This is a genomic window from Lysobacter sp. 05T417 (assembly GCF_056396405.1).
In genome coordinates this window covers 143,869-169,811 of the sequence record NZ_JBFTLK010000003.1, presented here as the reverse complement: position 1 = coordinate 169,811, position 25,943 = coordinate 143,869, and the positions used below count along the sequence as shown (strand labels likewise).

The following is a 25,943-nucleotide window of genomic DNA, read 5'->3' as shown; positions in this document are numbered from 1 at the left end:
ACCAACTCCATGTCCTCTTCAGTCAACCCTTCCACCTCCGCCAATGGCGCGCAGCACAGCCATGGCAAACAGGGGCTGGGCGGCCTTGTCATCGGTGCCATCGGCGTCGTCTTCGGCGACATCGGTACCAGCCCGCTGTACACCCTGAAAGAGGCGTTCTCGCCGCACTTTGGCCTGATCGGCAACCACGACACCGTGCTGGGCATCCTGTCGCTGGTGTTCTGGGCGTTGATGATCACGGTGACGCTCAAGTACGTCACCATCATCATGCGCGCCGACAACGAAGGCGAGGGCGGCATCATGGCGTTGATGACGCTGGCGCAGCGCACGCTGCCCAAGGGCTCGCGCTCGGCCTACGTCATCGGTATCCTCGGCATCTTCGGTGCGTCGCTGTTCTTCGGCGACAGCGTGATCACCCCGGCCATCACCGTGCTCGGCGCGGTCGAGGGCCTGGAGGTCGCCGCGCCGGGCCTGCACCGGTTCATCGTGCCGATCGCGGTGGTCATCCTGGTGATGGTGTTCTTCGCCCAGCGTTTCGGCACCGAAAAGGTCGGGCGGATCTTCGGGCCGATCACCACGGTCTGGTTCCTGGCGCTGGCGGCGATCGGCGTCCACAACATCGTCGATGCGCCGGAAGTGCTCAAGGCGCTCAACCCGATGTGGGGCGCGCGATTCTTCATCGAGCACGGTTCGCACTCGGTGCTGATCCTGGGCGTGGTGGTGCTGGCGGTGACCGGTGGCGAAGCGTTGTACGCCGACATGGGCCATTTCGGCCCGCGGCCGATCCGCTACGCCTGGTATACGCTGGTGCTGCCGTGCCTGATGCTGAACTACCTGGGGCAGGGCGCGTTCGTGCTCGGCCACCCGGACGCGGTCAAGAATCCGTTCTTCGAGGCGGTGCCGGCGTGGGCGCTGTACCCGATGATCGTGCTGGCGACGATGGCCGCGGTGATCGCCTCGCAGGCGGTGATCACCGGCGCCTTCTCGGTTGCACGCCAGGCGATGCAGCTGGGCTACATCCCACGCATGCAGGTCAAGCACACCTCGCAGTCGACCATCGGCCAGATCTACGTGCCGTACATCAACTGGCTGCTGATGATCGCGGTGCTGGCGGTGGTGCTGATGTTCCGCAGCTCGACCGCACTGGCCACGGCCTACGGCATCTCGGTGTCGGCGACGATGCTGATCGACACGCTGCTGCTGGCGCTGGTCGCGCGCGCGCTGTGGCCGCGCTGGCGCACCTGGGTGCTGCCGCTGTGCCTGCTGTTCTTCGTGGTCGATGTCGGCTTCGTCATCGCCAACGGCGCCAAGTTCTTCGACGGCGCCTGGTTCCCGCTGCTGCTGGGCCTGGTCGTGTTCACCCTGCTGCGCACCTGGCGCCGTGGCCGTGAGCTGCTGCACGACGAAGTGCGCAAGGAAGGCATCTCGCTCGACAGCTTCCTGCCCGGCCTGATGCTGGCGCCGCCGGTGCGCGTGCCGGGCACGGCGATCTTCATGACCGCCGACAAGGGCGTGGTGCCGCACGCGCTGCTGCACAACCTCAAGCACAACAAGGTGCTGCACGACCGCAACGTGTTCCTGACGGTGGAGACGCTCAACGTCCCGTACGCGCCGCGCGACAAGCGCCTGAAGATCCAGGCCATCGGCGACGACTTCTACCGCGTGCTGATCCGCTTCGGCTTCATGGAAGTGCCTGACGTGCCGCTGGCGCTGATGCGCTCGTGCGATGCCGGCGGTACCTATTTCGACCCGATGGACACCACCTATTTCGCCAGTCGCGAGACCGTGGTGGCCACGCGCCATCGCGGCATGCCGATCTGGCGCGACAAACTGTTCGCCTTCATGCACCGCAACGCGGCGCCGGCGACGGGCTTCTTCCGCATCCCCGGCAACCGCCTGGTGGAGCTGGGGGCGCAGGTCGAGATCTGACCGCCGCTATCCCGGCGGCGCCGGGATCCCGGTTTTGAGGCCCTGCGCCATGCCTCCGGGGCCGCGCGCGTGCGAACATACGGGCATGAATGACTCCCGCATCATCGCCGCCGGCGCCACCCGCGAGGACGAGGCCATCGAGGCGTCCATCCGGCCCAAGCGGCTGGACGAATACCTCGGCCAGGTGCCGGTGCGCGAGCAGATGAAGATCTATATCGAGGCCGCCAAGGCACGCGGCGAGGCCCTCGATCACGTCCTCATCTTCGGACCGCCCGGCCTGGGCAAGACCACCTTGAGCCACGTCATCGCCAACGAGCTCGGCGTCGGCCTGCGCCAGACCTCCGGCCCGGTGATCGAGAAGGCCGGCGACCTGGCCGCGCTGCTGACCAACCTGCAGCCGCACGACGTGCTGTTCGTCGACGAGATCCACCGCCTCTCGCCGGCAATCGAGGAAGTTCTCTATCCGGCGATGGAGGACTACCAGATCGACATCATGATCGGCGAGGGCCCCGCCGCCCGTTCGATCAAGCTCGACCTGCCGCCGTTCACCCTGATCGGCGCGACCACCCGCGCCGGCCTGCTGACCGCGCCGCTGCGCGACCGCTTCGGCATCGTCCAGCGCCTGGAGTTTTACAGCGCCGAAGAGCTGACCCGGATCGTGCGCCGCTCGGCCAAGATCCTCGGCATCGCCTGCGAGCCGGAAGGTGCGGCCGAAATCGCCCGCCGCTCGCGCGGTACCCCGCGCATCGCCAACCGCCTGCTGCGGCGCGTTCGCGACTTCGCCCAGGTGCGCGCCGGCGGCGACATCACCCGCGAGGTCGCCGATGCGGCGATGGCGATGCTCAAGGTCGACCCGGAGGGCTTCGACGAGCTCGACCGGCGCATGCTCAAGATCATCATCGAGTCCTTCGACGGCGGCCCGGTCGGCGTGGAATCGCTGGCCGCGGCGCTGAGCGAGGAGCGCGGCACGCTCGAGGACGTGATCGAGCCCTACCTGATCCAGCAGGGTTATCTCATCCGCACCGCACGCGGCCGCATGGCCACGGCGAAGGCCTACCGCCACATCGGCCTGAAGCCGAAAGCCGGCTCCGGCGGGCTTTTCGAGGAGGTCGAGCGTGACGGTTGATGCGGCGTTCAGTTGGCCGACACGGGTCTACTGGGAAGATACCGACGCCGGTGGGGTGGTCTACCACGCGCAATACCTGGCGTTTCTCGAGCGCGCGCGGACCGAATGGATGCGTGCGCAGGGATACGGCCAGGAGTTGCTGCGCCTGGAGCACGGGCTGGTGTTCGCGGTTCGCGCCATGCAGCTGGACTTCCTCAAGCCGGCACGGCTCGACGATGCCCTGGCGGTGTCGGTCGCGTTGCAGGAGTGCCGCCGCGCCAGCGCGATCTTCACCCAGGCGATCGGCCGCGGTGGCGACCTGCTGCTGACCGCGCAGGTACGGGTGGCTGCGCTGGATGCCGATGGCTTCCGTCCGCGCCCGATCCCGCAGCCGCTGTACGACCAGCTCAAGGCGCTAGAGCGTCCGCTGTAACCCGATTTGCCGCTGTAACCCCGATTTGCCCTTCACCCGTTTTTTTGTTCGATCAGGCATTCCCCCAAGTTGCACACAGTCCCGCGTGACGGGCACGGAGAACCGAGCATGACCCCACTGTTGACAGCACTGCAGGCCACCGCGGTGGAGCCCCTGCCGGAAGAGGCCGCCAATGCCGCGACGACCGCCGCGCAGGCGCTGACCACCGGCGCGGCCGACACCAACAGCCTGAACCTGCTGCAACTGGTGCTGCACGCCAGTATTCCGGTGCAGCTGGTGATGCTGTTGCTGCTGTTCGGTTCGATCGCCTCGTGGGTCATCATCTTCCGCAAGAAGCGCGTGCTCGACCGCGCCGCGCGCGAAGCCGACCAGTTCGAGGAACGCTTCTGGTCCGGCGCCGAGCTGTCCAAGCTCTATGCCGGCACCACCGAGCGCAACCGCGAGATCGGCGGCCTGGAAGCGATCTTCGAAGCCGGCTTCCGCGAATTCGGCCGCCTGCGCCAGCGCCGCGGCGCCGACAGCCGCATGCAGCTCGAAGGCGCCCAGCGCGCGATGCGCGCGACCGGTTCGCGCGAGATCGACGGGCTGGAGCACAACCTGGAGTTCCTCGCCAACGTCGGTTCGATCAGCCCGTACGTGGGTCTGTTCGGCACGGTGTGGGGCATCATGATTTCGTTCCAGGGCCTGGCCAACATGAAGGAAGCGACCATCGCCACGGTCGCCCCGGGTATCTCGGAAGCGCTGATCGCCACGGCGATGGGCCTGTTCGCGGCGATCCCGGCGGTGTGGGCCTACAACCGCTACGCGACCAAGGTCGAACGCATGTCGGTGCGCTACGACGCTTTCTCCGAAGAGTTCTCCTCGATCCTGCAACGTCAGGCCAACCTCGACGAGCCGTGATCGGGCTTCCTCGCAATGTCCCGCACGCCCCTGGCGAGCGGACCTTCAAGGGCCAGTCCCTGGCCTTGAACCACTAGTTACGAGAGGAAGGCCATGGCCGGTATCACCGCGCGCCGCCATCGCAAGCGCAAGCTGAAGGCAGAGATCAACGTCGTTCCCTATATCGACGTGATGCTGGTGCTGTTGATCATCTTCATGGTCACCGCGCCGCTGTTGAACCTGGGCGTCGACATCGACCTGCCGCAGTCCAACGCCAAGTCGATCCAGGAAAAGAAGGACCCGGTCGTCGTCAGCGTCGACCCCAACGGTCACTACTTCCTGGCCCTGAAGGCCGGCAGCAACGAGGCGGTCACCGCCGAGGCGCTGCAGGCCAAGGTCTCGGCGATCGTCGCGCAGAACCCGGATGTTGCGGTGTTCGTGGCCGGCGATGCCAAGGCCAACTACCAGAAGGTGATGGACGCGCTGGTGCTGTTGCAGAGCGCGAACGTGAAAAAGGTTGGCCTGATGAGCCAGCCCGATCAGGCCCAGGGTCAGGCCACCAAGGCGGGTCGCTGATGCGGGAGTCGCGCGCCGACACCGCGCGGGCGATCTGGCAGGCGCTGGGTCTGCACGCGTTGCTGTTTGCCCTGATGTTCGTCGGGCTGCTGTGGACACGCACCACGGCCCAGGTTTCGGCGGTGGGATCGCCCGTGACCGCCGAGTTGATCGACGCCAATGCGTTGTCGCCGGCGATGCAGCGCACGTTGCAAAAGCGCCCCAAGCCGGCCGAACTGCCGCCGCCGGAACCGGAGGAGGCCGCGCCATTGCCGCAGCCGTTGCCGGAACCGCGTCCGGAAGACTCGGTGGTCACGCCGCAGCCGCAGGCCCAGGATTTCATCCCGGTCCCGGACAACACCAACCAGGACGCGGTGGTCGACCAGCCAACGCCGATCGCGGCCGAGGAAGACAAGGTCCAGGAAGCCAAGCGCAAGCAGGACCAGGTCGACCTGACCGAGCAGAAGCGCCAGGAACAGGTCGAAAAGCAGCGCCGCCTGGCCGAGCAGCAGGACCAGGAGCGCGAGCAGAAACTGGCCGAGATCCGCCGCAAGCGCGAAGCCGCGACCCGCGAACGGACGGCCGCCGAGCGCGCCGCCAACCTGGCCAACCAGCGTGCGCAGCAGGTTGCCGACGCGCGCTCGACGGCGGCCACCGGCAGCAGCGAAGCCAGCCCGCCGCCGGGCAACAACGGCATCGATACCGGCCTGCAGGCGCGCTATGCCGCCGCCTTGCAGGAGGCGATCCTGAGCAAGTGGACGCGTCCGGAAACCGTGCCGATCGGAGCGCGCTGCACCCTGCTGATCCGGCAATTGCCCGGCGGCCAGGTGATGAGCGCGGAAGTGTCATCGCCGTGCGCCTACGATGAGCAGGGCCAACGCTCGATCGAGGCCGCCGTGCGAAAGGCGCAGCCGCTGCCGTATGCCGGGTTCGAGAAGGTGTTCGCGCGCAACCTGACGCTGAACTTCACGGCGCAGGACCGCTGAGGGATGCCCTCACCCCGACCCTTCTCCCGCAAGCGGGAGAGGGGCTCGAGCTTGAGCCCACGTTCACCCGATGCCTGTTAACAATTGCAAAGCTGAATGACCGCATCACTGGAGCACCGATGAACCGACCCCTCGCCTGGCTTGCCTCGCTGCTCGCCCTGTTGCTGCCTGTCGCCGCTTCCGCCCAGCAGGGTCTGGAGATCGACATCGTCGGCGGTAACGCCGCTGCACTCCCGATCGCGGTGGTGCCGATGCCCTACCAGGGCAGCGCGACCGCGCCGGAGACCGACCTTGCCCAGGTGGTCAGCGCCGACCTGGCCCGCTCCGGCCAGTTCCGGCCGCTGCCGGACAAGGACATCATCGAGAAGCCGACCAAGGGCGGGGAGATCAACTACCCGACCTGGCGCGCCCTGAACCAGGATTTCATCGTCGTCGGCCGCGTCCTCGACGCCGGCGCCGGCAGCTACCGCCTGGAGTACGAGCTGTTCGACGTGGCCAAGCAGCAGCGCCTGCTCGGCTTCGCCCTGACCGCGCGCGCCAACGCCATGCGCGACGTCGCCCACCAGGTCGCGGACGCGGTCTACGAGAAGATCACCGGCATCCGCGGCGCCTTCTTCACCCGTATCGCCTATGTCACTGCCATCGGTACCGGCAAGGGCGCGCAGTACGCGCTGATGGTCGCCGACTCCGACGGCTTCAACCCGCAGACCGTGGTGCGCTCGCCCGAGCCGCTGCTGTCGCCGTCGTGGAGCCCGGACGGCGGCCGTCTGGCCTATGTCAGCTTCGAGGGCGGCAACTCCTCGATCTACATCCAGAACATCACCTCCGGCAGCCGCGAGCTGATCGCCAAGTTCCGCGGCATCAACGGCGCCCCGTCGTTCTCGCCGGACGGGCGTCGCCTGGCCCTGACCCTGTCGCGCAGCGGCAACCCCGAGATCTACGTGATGGACCTGGGCAGCAAGGCGCTGACCCAGCTGACCAACCACTTCAGCATCGATACCGAGCCGAGCTGGAGCGCTGACGGCGGCACCATCTACTTCACCTCCGACCGCGGAGGCCGCCCGCAGATCTACTCGGTTCCGTCCAGCGGCGGCAGCGCCACCCGCGTTACGTTCCAGGGCAGCTACAACGCCAGCGCCAGCATTTCCGCCGACGGCAAGAAGATCGCCACCGCCCAGGGCGCCGGAAATACCTATCGGATCGCCATGATGGACAGCAGCCTGGGAGCTGCGCGCTGGAGCACACTTTCGCCCGGTTCCCTGGACGAGTCGCCCAGCTTTGCCCCGAATGGCGCGATGATCCTTTATGCTGCGCGCGAGGGCCGCCGGGGCGTGCTCTACGCCGTTTCGTCCGATGCCCGGGTGCGCCAGCGCCTGGTGCTTGCGGATGGGGACGTGCGTGAGCCGGCTTGGGGGCCGTTCCGTTTGCCTCGCTGAGCCCTCCCCACCCATCCGGTTGGACCAGCGAGATAGCAATACGTTTCTTGTTTCACTTCCGCTTGCCCCGTATCTGTCCCTGCTTGAATGACGAGGAAAACCATGAACAACACCGCTCGCATCCTGCTCACCGCCGTGCTCTGCACCGCGGCTGTGGCCTGCTCCAAGAAGGTCAAGGAAACCCCGCCGCCGGCCGAAACGCCGACCACCGCTCCGGCTGCTGAAGCTCCGGTCACCTCGGGCGTGTACGGCCCGAACGATCTGGACACCGACGCTTGCCTGCGCCAGCGCGTGGTCTACTTCGACTTCGACCAGGACAGCCTGCGTCCGGAGTTCCAGGCCATCGTCGGTTGCCACGCCAAGTACCTGCGTGACCGTCCGTCGGCCCGCATGACCCTGGAAGGCAACGCCGACGAGCGCGGCAGCCGCGAGTACAACCTGGGCCTCGGCGAGCGCCGCGGCAACGCCGTGTCCTCGTCCGTCCAGGCCAATGGCGGCTCGGGCAGCCAGATCACGGTCACCAGCTACGGCGAAGAGCGTCCGGTCTGCACCGACTCGAACGAAGATTGCTGGGCCAAGAACCGTCGCGTCGAGATCGTGTACACCGCCAAGTAATAGCTGGCGATGATGCGCAAGACGTTACTTGCCATGGCGTTCGCGGCGACCCTCGTGGTCGCCGCGCCCGCTGTCGCGCAGCGGGCCAGCCTGGCTGACCGCGTGGCCGTGCTCGAGCAGCAGGCCGCCAACAACCAGGGCAATGTCGACCTCCTCAACCAGGTCAGCCAGCTGCGTAGCGAAGTGCAGGCCCTGCGTTCGCAGATCGAAGAACTGCAGCAGCAGAACAGCCAGCTGCTGGAAAGCGGCAAGGCCCAGTACCTGGACCTCGACGGCCGGATCAACCGGCTCGAAAGCGGCGCGGTAGCGCCCGCGGCAACCGGCACCCCGGCACCTGCCGCGGCACCGGCCAAGCCGGCCAGGACCCCGGCGCCTTCCGCATCTACCAGGGACCGCCCCCCGGCGGTCTACGGCGACAAGGGCTCGCTGGCCCAGGGTGCCGATGAGCGCTCGGCCTACGATGCCGCCTTCAATGCCCTCAAGGCCGGCGACTACGTCCAGTCCGCGCGCCTGTTCCAGGCCTTCATCGAGACCTACCCGCAGGGCGCCTACGCCCCCAATGCGCTGTATTGGCTCGGCGAAAGCTATTACGTCACCCAGAATTACGAGATGGCCCTGGTCCAGTTCCAGTCGCTGCTCGAGCGCTTCCCGACCCACGACAAGGCCCCGGGCGCGATGCTCAAGGTCGGCCTGTCGCAGATCGGCCTCAAGCAGGTCGAAACGGCCGAGCGCACGCTGGCCGAAGTCTCCTCCAAGTACCCCGGCACCGACGCCGCCCGCGCCGCCAGCGACCGCCTCAACGCGATCCAGCTCGGCCGCCTGCGCTGAGCCACGGCCTGAAAGGCCGGCATCTGCCGCGCAAGATCCTTTAAAATCACTGCGATGAACGCCGTCCCCGCCGAAGCGGCCGCAGCCTCGCCGGAGCGGCTGCGGATCACCGAGATATTCCTGTCCCTGCAGGGCGAAGCCCGCAGCATCGGCTGGCCGACCGTATTCGTGCGCCTGACCGGCTGCCCGCTGCGCTGCCAGTACTGCGACACCGCCTATGCCTTCCACGGTGGCGAGTGGCACCAGATCGACGACATCCTGGAAGAGGTTGCCGGCCACGGCGCCCGCCATGTCTGCGTGACCGGTGGCGAGCCGCTTTCGCAGAAGCGCTGCATCGGCCTGCTTCAGCGCCTGTGCGATGCCGGCTACGAAGTGTCGCTGGAGACTTCCGGTGCGATCGACATCAGCCAGGTCGACGCGCGCGTCTCGCGCATCCTCGACATCAAGACGCCGGGGTCGATGGAAGTCCACCGCAACCTGTGGTCGAACCTGCCGCTGCTGACCCCGCACGACCAGGTCAAGTTCGTGATCTGCTCGCGCGAGGACTACGACTGGGCCAAAGGCGTGGTCGCCGAGCATGGCCTGGCCGCGGTCTGCGACGTGCTGTTCTCGCCGAGCTTCAGCCAGATCAAGCCCAGCGACCTGGCCGACTGGATCGTCGCCGACAAGTTGCCGGTGCGATTCCAGCTGCAGTTGCACAAGATCCTGTGGAACGACGAGCCCGGTCGCTGATCGCGCGCCGTCGTTGCGCAGATGGTTCCCCCAGTGGATTGACGTGATGAAGAACGCTGTGGTCCTGGTATCGGGCGGGATGGACTCCGCCGTGGTCATCGCCATTGCCCGCGAGCAGGGCTACGCCGTGCACGCGCTGAGCGTGCGCTACGGTCAGCGCCATACTTCCGAGCTCGACGCCGCTGACCTCGTGTCGAAGTCGCTGGGCGCGGTCGCGCACAAGACCGTGAACGTCGACCTGCGCAGCATCGGCGGATCGGCGCTCACCGACGAAAACATCTCGGTGCCCACCGACGACGACGGCCATGCCATCGGCCAGGCCGCGGCCAAGGACGCCATCCCGGTGACGTATGTGCCGGCGCGCAACACGATCATGTTGTCGGTCGCGCTGGGCTGGGCCGAAGTGCTGGGTGCGGCCGACATTTTCTGCGGCGTCAACGCCGTGGACTACTCGGGCTACCCCGATTGCCGCCCCGAGTTCATCAGCGCATTCCAGGACCTGGCCAACCTCGCCACCAAGGCAGGCGTCGAGGGCGCCGGCATCCGCGTGCACGCGCCGCTGCAGTTCATGAGCAAGGCCGACATCGTCCGCGAGGGCGTGCGCCTGGGCGTGGATTTCGCCGACACCGTATCGTGCTACAAGGCCGACGACCTGGGCCGCGCCTGCGGCCATTGCGACGCCTGCCGCCTGCGCGCCGAAGGTTTCGCTGCGGCCGGCGTGGCCGACCCCACGCGTTACGTCTGAACAAGCGCCGCCGCGGACTGCATCGCGGTGGCGGCGTGCGCTAGAATGCTCGCCCGGCGCAAGGCCGGGTGCGCAGCCCGCAACCACCACGGGCGCAGGAAGTTCCAAGTGGGCCGTTAGCTCAGTCGGTAGAGCATCGGACTTTTAATCCGCTGGTCGACGGTTCGAATCCGTCACGGCCCACCATTTGCAGTAGTGCCCTAGGGCTCCAGTTTGCCGCGCTTGCCTCCGTAATTCGTGGAGGGAGGCTTCGGTGCTTCTCTACTGCAACAATGGCCGCTATCGACCCGAAGCAGGCCTTTGAGCGAACTGTGCACTTCTGCGGAGGACCTTCTGTTTCCATACCGCCACAAAGTTTCGCTTCGATTCCGGCATCCGTCTGCGGATCTGTCGCATTTCACACGATTGATTGGCATCGAACCGGTCCGCCAATGGACCGCCGGGGAGCCTCGCACTTCACCACGTGGCACCCCGCTCAACGGCGTGCGCCTCGATTCCTACTGGTGCGCCTCGATCGAAATTGGCGAGTCGGACTTCGAGAGCTCATTGCTGGCAATACTTGTCAGTCTGGAACAGTTCCGCGACGCGCTTGATCTGAACTCCGCGACGGGCGGTTCTGCCGAGTTGTTCATCGGGTTCTTCCTTGAGGCCTTCAACGGTGGCTTCTCACTGAGGCAAGAACTGCTGGAGAAGTGCGTGTCACTTCGACTGTCCTTGGACTTCGACATTTATGGGCAAGAGGATGATCCTGTCAGAGCCATCGGAGACGGCCCGCGATAGAGCAGCGTGCTGCGAATGGCCGTTTTTCGCCGAGGCGGTCATTGGGGTAGGCTGGCTGGTCCGGTGCGGTGCTAATGTCCGCTTCCGACCCGAATCGCAAGTCAGGCAGGGAGCCACTGTCGTCTGTCGTGAATCGGTTTGGTGATCTGATTGACGTGGTTGGATCAGTCCGCTCCTGAGGAGGCACCGTACGATGCGTTGGTCGCCAAGGCTTATGGGCATGCTCCTCCTGTCGTTGCTCGCGGGCCCAGCCGTAGCCGATGGCTGGGTGCTCCGTGAAGGGAGATTTCCTGGAAAGAGCACGACCATCGACCTGACCCCTCATCAGGCCGCGCGCCTGGACTATATCCGTAAATGCCATCGAGACAGCACGCGCACGCCCTATGTCTTTCATCTGACAACTGATCAATCGCGTTTACTCAAGAAGCAAACCGGCGTTTGGGCCGAGCGCTTTGCGGTCTTCGACAGCACTCACGGAGCTTCAGGTGTTGATCTGTCGACAAACGCGTTGGTCCGCTTCGCGGAGCGTCAGGCCGAGATTCCGAATGCGCTTGTCGCGACGGCTCAAGAGTTGCGAGGGTACGAGATTGAGGCAATGGGTTGGGAGCCTAACCCAATCGAGCACGCAACTTCTTCGCAGGTTGCGAGCGGTAAGTGTCCCGATCCGGCGCCGGCATGACAGGCCGCTTCTGGCCGGTAGCGGACATCAGAGACTTCCTGAGCGCCGGGACCGGTGCTAACGTCCGCTTCCGACCCAAAGCGGTCATCGCCTCGGCACTCGCAGCACAGGATAAGAGATGGAATCTGTCGGGTACGTCCTGGTCACCTTAGCCATGTCCACGCTCGTTTCGGCGGTGGCGCTTGTCGTGTTCCTGATCTTCCCACTCCAGCGCCAGAACCCTGGGCTTTGGCTAGTGACAAGTTCTGTCCTGGCCGCATTTGCCTCGTTCGTTGCGGCGCTCTTTCTAGCTACGTTCTTCGGTATCTCATCTCTAGATGCTCTTGTGCTGAGCCTCGCGGTTGCATCTTGGATCATGGTTGCTCCGGTTCTGATTCGGGCCTCTGTCCTCGTCGGCAGGCGCAAGGCTTAGCGGCGCTTGTTTGGGTAAGTGCGCGTCCGCTTCTGGACGAAAGCGGTCATGGGGTAGGGCCGCCGGCGCGGCTGGTCCACAATCGGTTCACAAGTCAGCCTGTTAGGTGCTTAGCCAACATGTCGAAGCGTCGCGTTGCCATCATGGATGACTACGGTAGTCACATCGCCGCCGTTTACCTCCCAGCGGATTCTCTCGACCTTGAGCATGGAAACCTCGATGGTCTTGCTGCGCCTAACGTCTCGACTCTCCGCGGTCACAGCTTCGCGGGATCCTCGCTTTACGGGGCGTTGTTGGAGGGCTCTGACCTGTCTTGCTGTAACTTCGAGGATGCAGACTTGCGCGGGGCCAATCTGATGAGCTCCAAGCTCGTTGGTGCCAATCTTCGCCGCGCCAACCTCGCGCTCGACAACCTTGGTGCTCCAACCCGGTTGCAGGGTGCTGATCTGACAGATGCCAGCCTCAACCGATGCAACCTTGTCGGGGCGGAATACGACCCAGAAACTCGATTTCCTGCGGGCTTCGACCCCGACGCTGCGGGCATGGTCAGTGCTGGCTAAGGGTTTGCCTTGCCGAGTGGCCGCTTCTGGCCGATAGCGGACATATGGCCGGGACGGATGGCGGCGGTGCTGCCAATGTCCGCTTCCGACACGAAGCGGACCCGGTGTGCTCGCCAAGATTACTGGGGTGAAAGCATGAAGGCAGGCGACCTGCTCATTCGCCGGCGGGACACAGGCTGGTCCGCAGTCAAACTGCTAGCGGTCGATCGTTGGTCGGATGGCAGTGAAGTGTTTCACTGCTGCCTGTATGAGCCTGTAGAAGAGAGGCCGGCGGAAGACAACCTGGAATCCCTCAGGGTTTCGGTAATGCACGCCCCCATCGCCGCAGAGGGGTATCGAAGCGGATGGGAAGTTCTATGTTCCTGCCCGGTGGCCGACGATGAGCTGGAAGGATTCCACGAGTATCTCAAGCTGACGGACTTCGCACGCTTCGCGAGCGTTACCGGGCAGGATGTGAGCGGCCTTGTCGCTCGTGCGAACGACCATTACCGCCGTGCATGCGCGCTTGGAGACATCGAGAAGCGTGCAGAGGCTATCGAGGAGTACTCCAAGGCCATCGATATCTTTCCTCTGTTCTACGAGGCAATCGACAATCGGGCCTTCACGTACATGGAGCTTGGCGATTACGTCACTGCACTCAGAGGTTTCGAGGAGTCACTGCGAGTGAACCCAGAGGGGCAAGCGGCCTTCTTCTCTCGGGGTGAGTGCCTTATGAAGCTAGGCATGAATGACGAGGCCGCCGCGATTTTCCGTGAAGGCGCGGAGCGTTTTCCAGATCATCGTGAACTCTATCTTCGTTATCTGAACGCATTGCATCTCGACGGACCAAGAGGTCCGAATTCGCGAGCAACCGTGGCCGACGGAAAGCCACAGAAGGTGAAGCCATGGTGGCAGTTCTGGTGAGGACGAGGCATAGGTAGCTTCGTTACTCGTCTGGGCTGACGTCCGCTTCTGGCCGGAAGCAGAACATCCGTCAGTAGCAATCCGTGCTTCCTCCTTTCGCAACAAAGTAGGCCCGCCGTTGGCGGACCTGAATACTGGACGGAGGTTCCAGAACTGACTTGGTTACCTCCGTCCCCATGCTGCCCCCCCCCTTTCTTTCGTTCTGGGGACCGGCTTCGCCCTTACTGCGCCAACGCCTTGACCAGGTCGAACAGATAATCGCGCCCGAAATAAACCGAGCGCACTTCTAGCCGTTCATTGAGCCCATGCGCGCCATTGCCATCGGGATCGCCCCACATGCCGGGCACGCCGTAGGTCGGGATACCCACGGCCGACATGTAGAGTCCGTCGGTCGCGCCGGTCGACATCGACGGGATCACTGGCACGCCGGGGAAGTACTTCGCACTCAACGTCTCCATCGGGCCGATGATCGCCGGATCGAGCGCGGGCGACTTGGCCAGGGGCTTGTCCTTGCGTGCCAGGTCGATCGAGATGGCGGGATTGCCGATGACCCGGGCCAGCGCGTCCTGGATCTCCACCGGCGTATGGCCGGGGAAGATGCGGCAATTGACGTTGGCTTCGACCCGCTGCGGAAGTGCATTTACCGCATGCCCGCCGTTGATCATCGTCGCCACGCACGTCGTGCGCAGCATCGAGTGGAAGCCTTTGTCGGTATTGACGACAGCCGCCGCCCTGGCGTCATCCGGATCCTTCGCCAACGCCACCATCGCCGCCCCCAACTCATCCTTGCGCGCCGCGCCGGCGCGCGCGAAGAAGGCGCGGGTAGTGTCACTGAACTCGGCCGGGAACTCGTGCCCTCCGACCTTCAGCAAGGCCTCGGACATGGCGTAGAGCGCGTTCTCGCGCACGGGTTGGGAGCTGTGTCCGCCGGGATTGGTGGCGACCAGCTTGTAGTCCTGGTAAGTCTTCTCGCCTACCTGGATCGATTGTGCGACGAGGTGCCCCTTGCCATCGGTGTCCCCGCCGCCGCCTTCATTGAGGGCGAAGGCCGCGTCGACCAAATCGCGTTTGTGGTTGGCCAGGTACTGCGCCCCGTTGAACGCGGTGTCGGTCTCCTCGCCGCAGGTCAGCGCCATCTTGACCGTGCGCGCGGGCTTGTAGCCGTCCTGCTTGAAGCGGATCAGCGTGTCGGCCCAGGTCGCCGCCATCATCTTGTCGTCGGCGATGCCGCGCGCGTAGTAGTAGCCGCCCTCCTCGACCAGCGTGTACGGGTCGCGCACCCAGTCGGCCCGCTTGGCCGCCACCACGTCGATGTGCGCCAGCAGCAGGATCGGCTTGAGCGTGCTGGACGTGCCGGGGTAGATGGCTACGATCCCGCCCTCCTTCGGATGCTCGGGCACCGAAAACAGGGTGATCTGGTCGTCGGCAAAGCCCGCTGCCTTCAGGCGCGCGGCGATCTGCCCGGCGGCCTGGGTGCAACTGCCGGTGGTGACCGAGGTGTCGGTCTCGACCAGTTGCTTGTAGAGCTCGAAGAAGCGTTGCTGGTCAGGACGCAGCGGGTCCATTTTGCCGGTCGGCACCTGTGCCACGACCGGACCCGCGATCAACGCGCCCACCGCCAATGCCATCCCCATCATTTTCATGCCTAACCCCTTGGTTGTGTCCGCGAATTGCGCGAGGCTGCGCAATCGCCCCCTCGATCGAAGGGCCCTCATCCGCCTTCTACAGTATCCAGTGACCGATGTCCGCTCCTGGCCGTTAGCGGTCTACAGAATGACCATCCGCGAGCCTTCCGGGCGACCCGAAGCCTTGGCCGTCACACTCGACCAAACATCCGCGATGCGCCGGACGCCCTCGATCAACTCCTCTTCCGGTCGTACGTAAGGGATGCGCAGCCACTGGTCGGCGCCACCTTCGACGCTGAACATCGGGCCGGGAGGAACGTGGACGCCAACCGCCTCCAGGCTCGCCGCCAGTCGCGTGGCGCTGCCATGCGGCAACTGCAACCACATGGTCATTCCGCCTTCGGGCAGTCGGAAACGCCAGTCCGGCAGCTGTTCGCGGATTGCACCAGCCAGTGCATCACGACGCTGGCGAAGTTGCGCGCGACGCATTGCGATGACGTCGCCATATTCCAGAAGTTCAGTGACCACCAGCTGGTCGAAAAGCGCCGTGCCCAGGTCGAATTGCAATCGCGCCTTGATCAGCCGATCCATCAGGTCGTGCGGCGCGCGGATCCACCCCACGCGCAGGCCGCTCCACAGCAGCTTCGACACGCTGCCGACCGTGATGGCGTCCGGCGCATGCGCGGCGAAGGGCAGGGGCATGCTGACGTCCGTCAGTGCGATCGCCTGCAGCGATTCATCGACGACCGCCACGGTGCGCGTGGCATGCAGCGCGGCCGCGTAGCGGCCACGCTGGTGGTCGCTCATCAGGAAGCCGGTGGGATTCTGGAAGTCGGGAATCAGGTACGCCAGGTGCGGCCGCGTCTGGCGCAGCGTGGCCTCGATGCCGTCGAGGTCCCAGCCTTCGTCACCCAGCGCATCGCCCATCGGTGACGCGACCAGGCGCGCGCCGCCGAGGCGGAGCGATTCGATGACGTTCGGGTAGACCGGAGATTCGATCATCACTCGATCGCCGGGCCGGGACAGTGCGCGCGCGACGATGGCCACGCCCGACAGCGCGCCGGAGGTGACCATGATCTGTTCGGGGTCGGTGGGTAATCCACGCCGTGCGTACATCTGCGCGATCAGGGCTCGCAGGGTCGGAAGCCCGGTGGGCCGGTGGCCGTCGCTCGCCAGATAACAGGGCAGCCTTTCGAGCGCGCGCTCGTAGGCGGAGGCGATGCCCGCAATGGCGGCCGTCGAGGCGCAGTTGAGGTCGATGGCGCCTTCGAGCGCATCCGCACTGGCGATCGAACGCAGCGAGTGTTCGTGCGCGCGCCGGCGCTCGTCCGGAACCGCGGCGAACGTGCCTGCGCCCTGGCGTGCGTTCGCGAAACCCGCGACAACCAGGTCCGCGTAGGCGCGGGTCACCGTATTGCGCGAGACGGCAAGCGCCTGTGACACCGCCCGCTCGCTGGGCAATCGCGTGCCGAGGGGAATGCGGCCGTCGCCGATCAATTCCTGCAGGGCCTTGCGGAGCCCGCGGTAGGCCGGCTTGCGCGGGAACTGGCCGATCAAAGTGGCCAGGTGCTCTGGGGTCAAGGATCGGTTCATAAGGCCACTATGGCGATATTGGCTCTAGGTGGAAGAGCCAATCGTCCAGATACTGGCGCCATGAACGCAAATATGTCCCCTTTGGGGCTGGCCAATCTGGGCCCTCTCGCCCAGCTCCGGGCCGGCCGCCTGCCGGAACGGCTGGTGCGCCTGCTGGCAGGACTATGGCTGTACGGCGTGTCCAACGCGCTGCTGATGCAAAGTACGCTCGGCGGCTCGCCGTGGGTCGTTTTCCATCAGGGCGCTTCGCTGCACCTGCCGTTGTCGCTCGGAACGATCATGGTCCTGGTCGCCGTGGCGGTGCTGCTGTTGTGGATCCCCCTACGGCAGATGCCCGGGCTGGGCACCGTCGCCAACACGCTGTTGCTGGGACCGTTCACCGACCTCAACCTTCGGCTGTTGGATGCGCCTGGGTCACTGTCGTTGCGTTGCGTCTACCTGGTCGGTGGCGTAGTGGTCTGCGCGCTCGCCACCGCGCTCTACGTGGGTGCGCAACTTGGTCCCGGGCCGCGCGACGGATTGATGACCGGATTCGCGCGTCGCACCGGCCGGTCGATCCAGCGCGTGCGCACCTGCATCGAGATCGTGGTGCTCGCGATGGGCGTGGTGCTGGGCGGCACCGCCGGCGTCGGAACCCTCGTGTTTGCTCTGTTCGTTGGGTCGATCACGCAGTTCTTCATGCGTTACCTGGTGGTGCGCCTGGAGGCGCCGACCGGTTGAAACCGCAGCCGATAGCGGACATTAGGCTGGAGCAGGAGTAGGAAGCTGATGGTTTACTTTGTTCTTTCTCGACATGGCTACGATCAGTTGGCCGCTGGCGACCTCCCTACTGCTCCTGTTCCAGGCGCCGCGCCAGCGCTGCAGTCAGTGACTCGACGAACTCGACTTCGAGGTGCCTGGTGTCGCGATAGATCTGATGTCCACCCACAGACGCGCGGCATTCATTGCCCGGGCAGACTGCACCGTTCATGTCGACGATGCGGACGTTGTGGAAACGCGAGGCGGCCGCAACGATCGACTGGACGACTTCTTCCGATTGCCGCGAGGCCGCGGGCGCGGTGCACGCGACGGTATCTACGATTCCAAATCTTCGGGCGGCTTGCAGGCAGGTGGCCGGTTCGAAGGGAAGCGCGGGCGTGGCGCGAAGAATGACGATCTGCTTCGCATGGGTGGCCACGACTCCGAGCAGTCGCGAAGTGCCCTCGGTCCACTGGTCCGGCGTGAATCCGTAATTGTCCGTCGATCCCAGGATGAGCACGTCAGGGGAGATCGCGGTGATTCGGTCGAGCGCGGCGCGGCGCCAAGTGGAGCATTCGGTGTACTCACGGCGAATCCGCGGATAGAAGAATGGTTCGTCCACCATCGGGCAGGACGACTTCGTTATCACGAGAAGGCGCCAACCGTGTTGCGCATAGATCCGCTCGATTGCCGGGAACCATTGCGCGCCAACACTATCCCCCATCAGCACGGCAGTGTGGTGCGCGTTCGCAGGTCCGAACGCGCACACCTTCACGTCGCCACTGTGGATCCAGTCATCGCAGCCGAGGCGATAGACGGCAGACTGCTTGCTTGCAGTAAACCGGACTTCGGATGCATCGAGGGCCGTTGCGCGGCCATGCCACGCGACCGTGCCGGCAACGAGGACTGCCATCGCCGCCGCCGTCACTGCGATCAGCCGCCGCGGGCGCCGGAGGATGCGTGAGTTGTTCTGGAATGGCGTTTCGACGTACCGGTACGACAGGCATGCGATTGCAAAGGATGCGGCGACCATCAGCGCTCGCCGCGGACCGTCTGCCATCGGGATAAGCGCGTCGCCAAGCAGCAGGACGGGCCAATGCCACAGGTACCAGGAATAGCTGACCCGACCAATCCACTGCATCGGGTAGGTGGACAGCGGTTTCCCCACGCCTTCGGTTGGCCGTAGTGCCCCGGCGACCAGGATCAATGCCGTACCAACGGAGGGAACAAGGGCGCGCCATCCCGGATAGGGAGATGCCGGCGTGAGGGTGATCGCGCTCCACAGGATCAGGCCGAGACCGGCCCAACCTGCCAGTCGTGCGGTCGTCGGTGAAAGACGGACGCGCTGGACGCCGAGCAGGGCCAGCGCGCCGCCGGCGAACTGCCAGGCTCGAGTTGGCATCGAATAGAACGCGAAGTTCGGCTCCGCAGTTGTCAGCCAGACGCAGGCTGCCAGGCTGCCCGCGAGGACGGCGCCCATGACGAGCCGCAGGCGCCGCGGATGCGTCGCAGATCCGGCAAACAGCACCAGTGCCGGCCAGACCAGGTAGAACTGCTCTTCAACACCGAGCGACCACGTGTGGAGGAACAGGTTCTGCTCGGCGTCCGCAGCGAAGTAGCCGACGCTGGAAAGCGAGAAGTGCATGTTGCTGAGCCAGAGGGCGGCTGCGGCTGCGGCTGAGGCCTGGTCGATCTGCGCTTGGGCCGACAGCGCAAGTGCGGCTGTGCCGCACACCACAAGCAGCATCACCATCAGGGCCGGCATCAGGCGCCGGAACCGGCGCGCATAGAAGCTGGCGAAATCAATCGAGCCGGACTGTGAGGCTTCCTTCAAGAGCAGGCCGGTAATCAGATAACCCGACAGCACGAAGAAAACGTCGACCCCGACGAACCCGCCCGGGAATCCCGGGACATGGGCGTGCGCGAACACCACGAGCAGAATGGCTACTGCCCGCAACCCTTCGATATCGCTCCGAAACCCCATGCCCCTTGCCATGGAGGCAAATTACCATCCGGTGTGTGCAGCTGCACGAGGCCCGGTCACATTCCTGCAGCCTGCGTGACCTGGAAGGAGTGCCAGCGCTGGCGGCGCTGTACTCCTCCAAGTGCATTTTCAGCATCGCCGGGCAGGTAGCGGCGGACCAGTTCGGTCGGTATCAGCTCGCCAGCGCCACCGGTTGCCTCACCCGCTCGTGCACATTCGCAGCCGGCGTGCGATCGATTACCAGGCTCAGCAGCTCCGGCCGGTTGTAGTGCCCGGCAGCGTCCATCAGCATCTTGCGCTTGTCGATCAGGCTGAAGTCGAGGTCGGCGATGACTTCACCCTCGCCGGAGCGCAACGGTTCGCCAATGAGCATGCCGTCGGGGGCGACGATGGCCGTGAAGCTGCCGCCCGATATCGGGCCGATGTCGCAGCCGGTGTCCTTCATGATCTGCGCCTGCTGGTCCGCATCGAGCCAGGCGGTTGCGTTGACCACGAATGCCCCGGACTCCATGGCGTGCTGGCGGATGTTGATCTCCATCCGCTGCGCGAACGGTTCGCCGAAGGCCGATCCCGGGTACATCGACGAATGGATCTGTTCGCCGTCGGCCATCATCGCGTAGCGCGCCAGCGGGTTGTTGTGCTCGTAGCAGGCCAGCTGCCCGATCCGGCCGACGGCGCTGTCGACGGCGCGCAGACCTGATCCGTCGCCCTGGCCCCAGACCATCTTCTCGAAATGGGTGGGCGAGATCTTGCGCCGGCGCTGGATCAGCGTGCCGTCGGCGTCGAACAGAAGTTGCGTGTTGTAGAGCGTGCCGCCGTCGCGTTCGTTGACGCCGATCGACACGACCATGCCGGCTTCGCGGGCGGCATCGCCGATCGCGTCGGTCGCGGCGGAGGGCACCGTCACTGCCTGGTCGAGGAGCTTGAGGAACTCCGTTCCGCCCAGTATCTGTATCGGCGTTTGCACGGCCGAGAAGTAGGGGTAATAGGGCACGACTGTCTCGGGGAAAGTGGCGAACTGGACGCCCTTGAGGCCCAGCTCGCGGATCTTGCGCACGACTTTGTCGACGGTGGCTTCGCGGCTGTACAGCACGGGGCTGATCTGTACGGCGGCGGCTTTGATGATGGTCATGGTGGGGGTTGCCTGGACGTTGCTGACGGGTCGGTTACGCGGCTTGTGCCCGCGCGAACTCGCTGGAATGAAGCTTCACGAACTCGACCATGCTGGTGGGCCGTTCGCCGGTGAGCCTGAGCAGATCGTCGGTCATGCGGTCATAGCTGCCTTGCTTGTGCAGGGTGGCCATCGTCGCGAGGTGGCTGAGGACGTGTTGCGGGACGCCGGCCTTCGCCAGTGCGTCGGTCCAGGCATCGAGCGGGACGTCGCGGTAGGCGATGGTGCGGCCCAGCGCCTCCGAGAATGCGCGCGCGTAGTGCTCCACATCGGTGGATTCGTGACCGGTGAGGTTGTAGACCTGACCGATGTGCGGGGTGGGATCGTCGAGGATCGCCGCTACCGCGCGCGCCACGTCGAGCGACGAGATCGGCGACGTGCGGCTGTTGCCCAGCGGCAGCGCCAGTTCGTTGCGTTCGCGCACGCCGTTTGCGGCCAGGCGCAGGAAGAAGCCTTCGAGGAAGACGGTAGGACGCACGGTAACGACCGGCAGCCCTGACCATGCCAGCGCCTGTTCGGCCAGCCAGTGCAGCTTGTGCTGCGGGCTGTCGGTGGTCTGCGTGGCGCTCATCTGCGTGACTGTCATCTGCGACATGTTCACGAATGCCTGGACGCCATGGTGGCGCGCGACGGCGGCGACGTTGACCGTCGCTTCCAGATAGGCCGGCGAGATCGACATGCCGAAGTAGAGCCGCGAGGCGCCTTCGATGGCGCGGTGCATCGAGTCGAGGTTGGTCAGGTCGCCCAGCACCACCTCGGCGCCGAGCGCGCGCAGGGCCTGGGCCCGCTCGTCCTCGCGCCGGACGAGGGCGCGTACTTTGTGGCCCCGGGCGAGTAGGTCTGCGGTGACGGTGCGGCCGATGGCGCCGATGTCTCCGGCGGCTCCGGTGACGAGGATCGGGTTTTCGTTGGAAGTGTTCATGGTCGTGGGGTTCGGGGAGGTCCAGTGGGGGAGGGCGTGGGGAAGGAAGTTCTCAACGGTGGTGTATATACAACAATAAAAAACCTTGGCAGCCGGACTCAGCCCGACTCGACCGGCAGGTTTGCCGCGAGATCGACGATGGCGGTCGCGCCGTCATCGCCAAGGATGCGCCGGGCTTTGGCCTGGGCCGAGCGCCAGGCGGGCATCGCCGCAGCCAGCAGGTCGCGACCGGCCTGCGAAATCAGGATCGGCCGGCTGCGGCCTTTGTCGGGCACGATTTCCTCGGCCCATCCCTGGTCCAGCACCAGCTGCAGGTTGCGGGTGGAGGTCGAGCGTTCCTGATGGTTGGCGCGACCCAGCTCGGCGCGGCTGGCGCCGCCCTTGCCGGCAATCAGCACCAGCAGCGAGAACTGCGAGGCGCTTACGCCGAACGGCCGCAATTCCTGGTCGAACAGGCTGGTGATCACGCGCGAGATGCGGCGGGTCCGGGTCATCAGGCAAGCGCGTGTGACTTCCTCGACCAGTCCGGCGGCCACGGGATCAGGGCGATGGGGGGCTTTGGTCTTCATGGGGTCTACTATGGTGCATATACACCATTATGTCAACCCCCCCCCCGGAACGCGCACCCCTGCCATCCGCGCCCTCACTCCTGCAAAACCGGCCTCAATCCGTCCCGGTCGCGCTGCCCGCGCGTGGTCGGGAACAGCATCGCGATCGCCGCGGCGGCCAGACCCACGGCCATCGAGCCGACGTACAGCCATGTGTAGCTGCCGAAGCGGTCGTACAGCCAGCCGCCCAGCAGCGGGCCGATCGCCATGCCGAAGCCGGACAGCAGGCTGGCCGCGCCCAGGACGGTGCCGAGGATGGCGGGGCTGAATGCGTCGCGCGCGAGAGAGGCATACAAGGGCATCGTGCCGCCGTAAGCCATGCCGAACACAATTGCGACGGCATAGAAGCCGTCGAGCTGGTTCACCTGCAGGTAGCTGACCGCCGCCACGGCCTGGATCAGCAACCCGGCGACCAGCACCGGCTTGGCGCCGACCTTGTCGGCGAGGACGCCGAACAGCAGTCGACCGCCGAGCCCTGCCGCGCCTTCCATGCTGTAGATGGTCACCGCAGCGGTAACGCTGAGGCCACAGCCGACGGCGTAGCTGACGGTGTGGAAGATCGGCCCGGAGTGCGCCGCGCAGCAGGCGAAGAAGGCGAGCCCGAGGACGATGAAAGCCTTCGATCGCAATGCCTGTTGCGCGGTCATCTGCTGAGTCGGGGCGACGAATTCATCGTGGCTGGCAATCGTCACGGGACGCACGAACCACACCGCCGGCAACGTCAGCGCCCAGGCCAGCAGCCCGACGATGAGCAGCGTGGTGCGCCAGTCGTAGTGGCTGATCAGCCACGCCACCAGCGGCGACATCGTCATCGGGGCGACACCGACGCCGGCGGAGACCAGCGATATCGCCAGGTTGCGGCGACGCTCGAACGCCGCTGCCGTGGTCGCGATCACCGGCGCGAAGAAGCTCGCGGCGGCCACGCCCAGCAGCACGCCGTAGGCGAGCTGGAACTGCAGCAGGCTGGCGGCGCGGCTGGCCAGCACGCACGACAGGCCGAGCAATAGCGAACCGGCCAGCACGACGATGCGCGGCCCGTAGCGATCACTGAGCATGCCCCAGCCAAATCCGGCGAAGCCGCTGCTGATGAAGGCCAGGGTCATGGCGCTCGACAGGCCGGCCCGCGACCAGCCCGTGGCAGTGCCCATCGGCGTGAGCAGCACGGCCAGCGAAAAGATCGTGCCAATGGCGACACAGCCCATCAGTGCGCCAGCAGCCACGAGGGGCCAGTTGCGGTCGATGGAACGGGTCGAGGCTGGGCTGTTCATCGGTTGGAATCTCCCGGGACCTGCTTCGATGACGAAGCAGGGCGGGAGGAATCGACATCCGGTCGTGAAGCAGGGCGACCGCGGTGGCGGCCCTGTCGCGGGGCTCAGGCCGGGGGGACGGACCGGAAGCCGATCGCCAGGCGGTTCCAGCCGTTGATGGCGTTGATCGCCACCGTCAGGTCGACCCGCTCGCGCTCGTCGAACTGCTGGCACAGCCATTCGTAGTCGGCATCGGGGGCGTGCGTCTGCGAGATCAGCGTGAGCGCTTCGGTCCAGGCCAGCGCGGCACGCTCGCGGTCGGTGAAAAACGGGGCTTCGCGCCACACCGAGACCGAGTAGAGGCGACGTTCGGTTTCACCGCGCTTGCGTGCGTCGCTGCTGTGCATGTCGACGCAGAAGGCGCAGCCGTTGATCTGCGAAGCGCGCAGCTTGATCAGGTCGAGCAGGCCGGGATCGATGCCCAGTTTGCCGACGGCGCCCTCCAGGGCAATCATCGCCTTGGCGGCATTGGGAGAGGCCTTGTAGAAGTCGAGACGGGGTTCCATTGCGGTACACCTGAAGTGAGGGACTCGGGTCGGGAAAGGTTACTGCGACGGCTTGCCGGGGAACGTGACAACTGCAGGGATGGACTGTTCCCTCAAAGTTGGCTCATGCCGCCGTCGGCGATGATCTCGGTGCCAACGATGAAGGCCGATTCCGGCGACGCCAGGTGCAACACGGTGGAGGCGATCTCGTCGGGAGTGCCGAAGCGTCCCAGCGGGATCTGTTCCTGGATCTGCGCGGCGGTGGTCTCCAGCGTTGCCGCGTCCAGGCCGAGCTTGCCGTAGATCGGCGTCGACACCGGGCCCGGGCTGACGACGTTGACGCGAACGCCGACGGGCAGCAGTTCGGCCGAGAGTGTCTTGGCCAGCGAAATCAGCGCGGCCTTGCTCGCGGCGTACACCGAGGTCTGCGGCATGCCGATGCGGGCATTGATGGAGCCGTTGATGACGATCGACGCACCCGGGTTCAACAGCGGCAGCAGCGACTGGACCTGGAAGTAGGCGCCCTTGACGTTGGTGTCGAAGATCTGGTCCCACAGCGCTTCGTCGACGTCCTTGAAGGCGGCGAACTTGGCCGCGCCGGCGTTGACGAACACGGCGTCGAGGCGACGGCCGCTGTCGGCGATGGCGGTGGCCAGCGTGCGGGCGTCGGCGATGTTGCCCGAGTCGATGCGCAGCGCGGTGGCAGCCGAACCCAGCGTTGCCGATGCCTGTTCCAGCATGGCGGCATCGCGGCCGGTGATGAAGACATGGGCGCCCTCGGCGACGAACGCCCTGGCTGCGGCCAGGCCGATGCCACTGGTGCCGCCGGTAACGAGAACAGACTTGCCGGTGAAGCGGTTCATGGTGATTCCTTCGGGAGCAGCCGATTGCTGCAGGGCCATACTGGTCGCGACCGCGGCGCTTTCCGTACCACCTTCCCGGCCAACTCGTTCGATGTCTTCGAACGTCTTCCGCAGAGCCTGTCAGGGGCGGTCGGGCTCCTCGGGGCCCTGCGCCAGGCTTGGCACCGCGTCGCTGCTGGCGGCGAATCGCGGCAGCTCGTCGCGCGTGTCGAACCAGGGCAGTCGCGACTGTGTCCATACGTGGTCGTCGATACGCACCCGCGCCGGCGCGTCCAGGCTGCCAACCGCCACCTGCACGCGATCGCCGAGCACGTCCTCGCGCATTCCCAGCGTGCTGCCGCAGGTGGCGCAGAACGCGCGTTCTGCAAACTGCGACGAACGGAACCAGTCCGGCTGCCTGCCAGTCCAGGCGAACGATGCTGCGGGAAAGTGGACGAACGCCAGCGCAGGCGCGCCGGAATGGCGGCGGCAGATGTCGCAGTGGCAGATCACGCCGCGCAGCGGCTCGGCCGTCGCCCGGTAGCGGACCGCGCCGCACAGGCAGCCACCTTCGTGGATCGAGTGTTCCGTGACGTCGGGCATCGGGTCGTCCTCAAGCGTTCGGTCAGGCGCCCACGCTGCTGCGCGGGTAATGCTTGGTTTCGGGGCTCAGCGTCTCCCAGGCGATCTTGTGCTCGATCCAGATCTCCTTGGTCGGCGCGTAGTCGTCGGGTGCGTCGAGCGTCGCCGTGGTGACGTCGATGGTGCTGCTGCCATTCCTGCGCTGGTAGGTCAGCGGCGTCCCGCACTGGCCGCAGAAGGTGCGTTCGATTCCAGGCGACGACTCGAACGCCACCGGCTGGCCCCGGGTGAAGCTGAAATCGCGCGTGCGCAGGACCACCCACGCCACCGTGGGCGCACCGCTTGCCTTGCGGCAACTGCGGCAATGGCAAAGGCTGCGCGCCTGCGGTTCGCCGGTGGCGCGGTAACGCACCGCGCCGCACAGGCAACCGCCGTCGATGGGATTGGCCATGGTGCCTCCGCTGAAGGGCAGAAGGGAGGTATAGCGGCGCCAGTGTGTGCCCGGTGTC

The 25,943-nt window shown here is 65.8% G+C and carries 27 protein-coding genes and 1 tRNA gene; 17 read left to right on the top strand and 11 right to left on the bottom strand.

All coding sequences use genetic code 11. The annotated features are described in order from the left end of the window. The first annotated feature begins 9 nt into the window (after positions 1 to 9). The 16 genes from AC1DER_RS06745 to AC1DER_RS06670 all read left to right on the top strand — a co-directional run bounded on the left by AC1DER_RS06745 (position 10) and on the right by AC1DER_RS06670 (position 13,577). The gene (locus AC1DER_RS06745; RefSeq protein ID WP_441816701.1) at positions 10 to 1,929 is read left to right on the top strand and encodes a potassium transporter Kup; all 1,920 of its coding nucleotides are present in this window, start codon (positions 10 to 12) and stop codon (positions 1,927 to 1,929) included. A gap of 85 nt (positions 1,930 to 2,014) precedes the next feature. Further along, the gene (gene ruvB, locus AC1DER_RS06740; protein ID WP_441816700.1) at positions 2,015 to 3,055 is read left to right on the top strand and encodes a Holliday junction branch migration DNA helicase RuvB; all 1,041 of its coding nucleotides are present in this window, start codon (positions 2,015 to 2,017) and stop codon (positions 3,053 to 3,055) included. Beyond that, positions 3,045 to 3,467, top strand: a complete 423-nt coding sequence (gene ybgC, locus AC1DER_RS06735) for a tol-pal system-associated acyl-CoA thioesterase (protein WP_441816699.1) — start codon at positions 3,045 to 3,047, stop codon at positions 3,465 to 3,467. The genes ruvB and ybgC overlap by 11 nt, the downstream gene beginning before the upstream one ends. A 108-nt stretch (positions 3,468 to 3,575) precedes the next feature. Further along, complete coding sequence (gene tolQ / locus AC1DER_RS06730) at positions 3,576 to 4,367, top strand: protein TolQ (protein ID WP_441816698.1); 792 nt, start codon at positions 3,576 to 3,578, stop codon at positions 4,365 to 4,367. Positions 4,368 to 4,460: 93 nt separating this feature from the next. Beyond that, positions 4,461 to 4,922, top strand: coding sequence for a protein TolR (tolR, locus tag AC1DER_RS06725; RefSeq protein WP_441816697.1), 462 nt, complete (start codon positions 4,461 to 4,463; stop codon positions 4,920 to 4,922). After that, positions 4,922 to 5,887 carry a cell envelope integrity protein TolA gene (gene tolA, locus AC1DER_RS06720; protein WP_477247475.1) on the top strand — a complete coding sequence of 322 codons (966 nt, stop codon included), beginning with the start codon at positions 4,922 to 4,924 and terminating at the stop codon, positions 5,885 to 5,887. Before tolR ends, tolA begins: the two co-directional genes overlap by 1 nt. A gap of 119 nt (positions 5,888 to 6,006) precedes the next feature. Further along, entirely contained in the window at positions 6,007 to 7,323 is a 1,317-nt protein-coding gene (tolB, locus tag AC1DER_RS06715) for a Tol-Pal system beta propeller repeat protein TolB (protein ID WP_441816695.1), read from the top strand. Positions 7,324 to 7,425: 102 nt separating this feature from the next. Then, positions 7,426 to 7,938, top strand: a complete 513-nt coding sequence (gene pal, locus AC1DER_RS06710; RefSeq protein ID WP_441816694.1) for a peptidoglycan-associated lipoprotein Pal — start codon at positions 7,426 to 7,428, stop codon at positions 7,936 to 7,938. A gap of 12 nt (positions 7,939 to 7,950) precedes the next feature. After that, the gene (gene ybgF, locus AC1DER_RS06705) at positions 7,951 to 8,766 is read left to right on the top strand and encodes a tol-pal system protein YbgF (protein ID WP_477247472.1); all 816 of its coding nucleotides are present in this window, start codon (positions 7,951 to 7,953) and stop codon (positions 8,764 to 8,766) included. A 54-nt stretch (positions 8,767 to 8,820) separates the two neighbouring features. Then, the gene (gene queE / locus AC1DER_RS06700; RefSeq protein ID WP_477247470.1) at positions 8,821 to 9,498 is read left to right on the top strand and encodes a 7-carboxy-7-deazaguanine synthase QueE; all 678 of its coding nucleotides are present in this window, start codon (positions 8,821 to 8,823) and stop codon (positions 9,496 to 9,498) included. A 46-nt stretch (positions 9,499 to 9,544) separates the two neighbouring features. Further along, on the top strand, positions 9,545 to 10,243 hold the full coding sequence (queC, locus tag AC1DER_RS06695; RefSeq protein WP_477247468.1) for a 7-cyano-7-deazaguanine synthase QueC: 699 nt from the start codon (positions 9,545 to 9,547) through the stop codon (positions 10,241 to 10,243). 110 nt (positions 10,244 to 10,353) lie between these two features. Continuing rightward, positions 10,354 to 10,429 (top strand) — tRNA-Lys (locus AC1DER_RS06690). 51 nt (positions 10,430 to 10,480) lie between these two features. Continuing rightward, positions 10,481 to 11,023, top strand: a complete 543-nt coding sequence (locus AC1DER_RS06685) for a DUF4279 domain-containing protein (protein ID WP_477247466.1) — start codon at positions 10,481 to 10,483, stop codon at positions 11,021 to 11,023. A gap of 220 nt (positions 11,024 to 11,243) precedes the next feature. Continuing rightward, positions 11,244 to 11,702 carry a hypothetical protein gene (locus AC1DER_RS06680; RefSeq protein WP_477247464.1) on the top strand — a complete coding sequence of 153 codons (459 nt, stop codon included), beginning with the start codon at positions 11,244 to 11,246 and terminating at the stop codon, positions 11,700 to 11,702. Between the two features lie 531 nt (positions 11,703 to 12,233). Further along, positions 12,234 to 12,674: a pentapeptide repeat-containing protein gene (locus tag AC1DER_RS06675; protein WP_477247461.1), complete on the top strand. Its 441-nt coding sequence runs from the start codon at positions 12,234 to 12,236 to the stop codon at positions 12,672 to 12,674. Positions 12,675 to 12,809: 135 nt separating this feature from the next. Further along, a complete protein-coding gene (locus AC1DER_RS06670) occupies positions 12,810 to 13,577 on the top strand; it encodes a tetratricopeptide repeat protein (RefSeq protein ID WP_477247459.1) in 768 nt (255 codons plus the stop codon). 221 nt (positions 13,578 to 13,798) lie between these two features. On the opposite strand, the gene AC1DER_RS06665 is transcribed toward AC1DER_RS06670, so the two are convergent. Both AC1DER_RS06665 and yczR read right to left on the bottom strand, forming a co-directional pair. Further along, complete coding sequence (locus AC1DER_RS06665; protein WP_477247457.1) at positions 13,799 to 15,265, bottom strand: M20/M25/M40 family metallo-hydrolase; 1,467 nt, start codon at positions 15,263 to 15,265, stop codon at positions 13,799 to 13,801. 78 nt (positions 15,266 to 15,343) lie between these two features. Then, positions 15,344 to 16,795 carry a MocR-like transcription factor YczR gene (gene yczR / locus AC1DER_RS06660; RefSeq protein WP_477247455.1) on the bottom strand — a complete coding sequence of 484 codons (1,452 nt, stop codon included), beginning with the start codon at positions 16,793 to 16,795 and terminating at the stop codon, positions 15,344 to 15,346. Positions 16,796 to 16,855: 60 nt separating this feature from the next. On the opposite strand from yczR, the gene yczE reads away from it, so the two are divergent. Further along, entirely contained in the window at positions 16,856 to 17,515 is a 660-nt protein-coding gene (gene yczE, locus AC1DER_RS06655) for a membrane protein YczE (RefSeq protein WP_477247453.1), read from the top strand. Between the two features lie 106 nt (positions 17,516 to 17,621). On the opposite strand, the gene AC1DER_RS06650 is transcribed toward yczE, so the two are convergent. From AC1DER_RS06650 to AC1DER_RS06610, 9 genes are all read right to left on the bottom strand, one after another. Next, positions 17,622 to 19,529, bottom strand: a complete 1,908-nt coding sequence (locus AC1DER_RS06650) for an acyltransferase family protein (RefSeq protein WP_477247451.1) — start codon at positions 19,527 to 19,529, stop codon at positions 17,622 to 17,624. A 160-nt stretch (positions 19,530 to 19,689) separates the two neighbouring features. Further along, complete coding sequence (locus tag AC1DER_RS06645; protein ID WP_477247449.1) at positions 19,690 to 20,649, bottom strand: carbon-nitrogen hydrolase family protein; 960 nt, start codon at positions 20,647 to 20,649, stop codon at positions 19,690 to 19,692. Between the two features lie 34 nt (positions 20,650 to 20,683). After that, positions 20,684 to 21,610: an NmrA family NAD(P)-binding protein gene (locus tag AC1DER_RS06640; protein ID WP_477247447.1), complete on the bottom strand. Its 927-nt coding sequence runs from the start codon at positions 21,608 to 21,610 to the stop codon at positions 20,684 to 20,686. Between the two features lie 98 nt (positions 21,611 to 21,708). Continuing rightward, the gene (locus AC1DER_RS06635) at positions 21,709 to 22,179 is read right to left on the bottom strand and encodes a MarR family winged helix-turn-helix transcriptional regulator (protein WP_477247445.1); all 471 of its coding nucleotides are present in this window, start codon (positions 22,177 to 22,179) and stop codon (positions 21,709 to 21,711) included. A 74-nt stretch (positions 22,180 to 22,253) separates the two neighbouring features. Next, the gene (locus tag AC1DER_RS06630; protein WP_477247443.1) at positions 22,254 to 23,486 is read right to left on the bottom strand and encodes an MFS transporter; all 1,233 of its coding nucleotides are present in this window, start codon (positions 23,484 to 23,486) and stop codon (positions 22,254 to 22,256) included. Between the two features lie 104 nt (positions 23,487 to 23,590). After that, positions 23,591 to 24,031 carry a carboxymuconolactone decarboxylase family protein gene (locus AC1DER_RS06625; RefSeq protein ID WP_477247441.1) on the bottom strand — a complete coding sequence of 147 codons (441 nt, stop codon included), beginning with the start codon at positions 24,029 to 24,031 and terminating at the stop codon, positions 23,591 to 23,593. A gap of 92 nt (positions 24,032 to 24,123) precedes the next feature. Then, on the bottom strand, positions 24,124 to 24,873 hold the full coding sequence (locus AC1DER_RS06620; RefSeq protein WP_477247439.1) for an SDR family oxidoreductase: 750 nt from the start codon (positions 24,871 to 24,873) through the stop codon (positions 24,124 to 24,126). Between the two features lie 120 nt (positions 24,874 to 24,993). Beyond that, positions 24,994 to 25,455, bottom strand: coding sequence for a GFA family protein (locus AC1DER_RS06615; RefSeq protein ID WP_441817640.1), 462 nt, complete (start codon positions 25,453 to 25,455; stop codon positions 24,994 to 24,996). Positions 25,456 to 25,477: 22 nt separating this feature from the next. After that, entirely contained in the window at positions 25,478 to 25,885 is a 408-nt protein-coding gene (locus AC1DER_RS06610) for a GFA family protein (protein WP_477247437.1), read from the bottom strand. Positions 25,886 to 25,943: the final 58 nt, after the last annotated feature.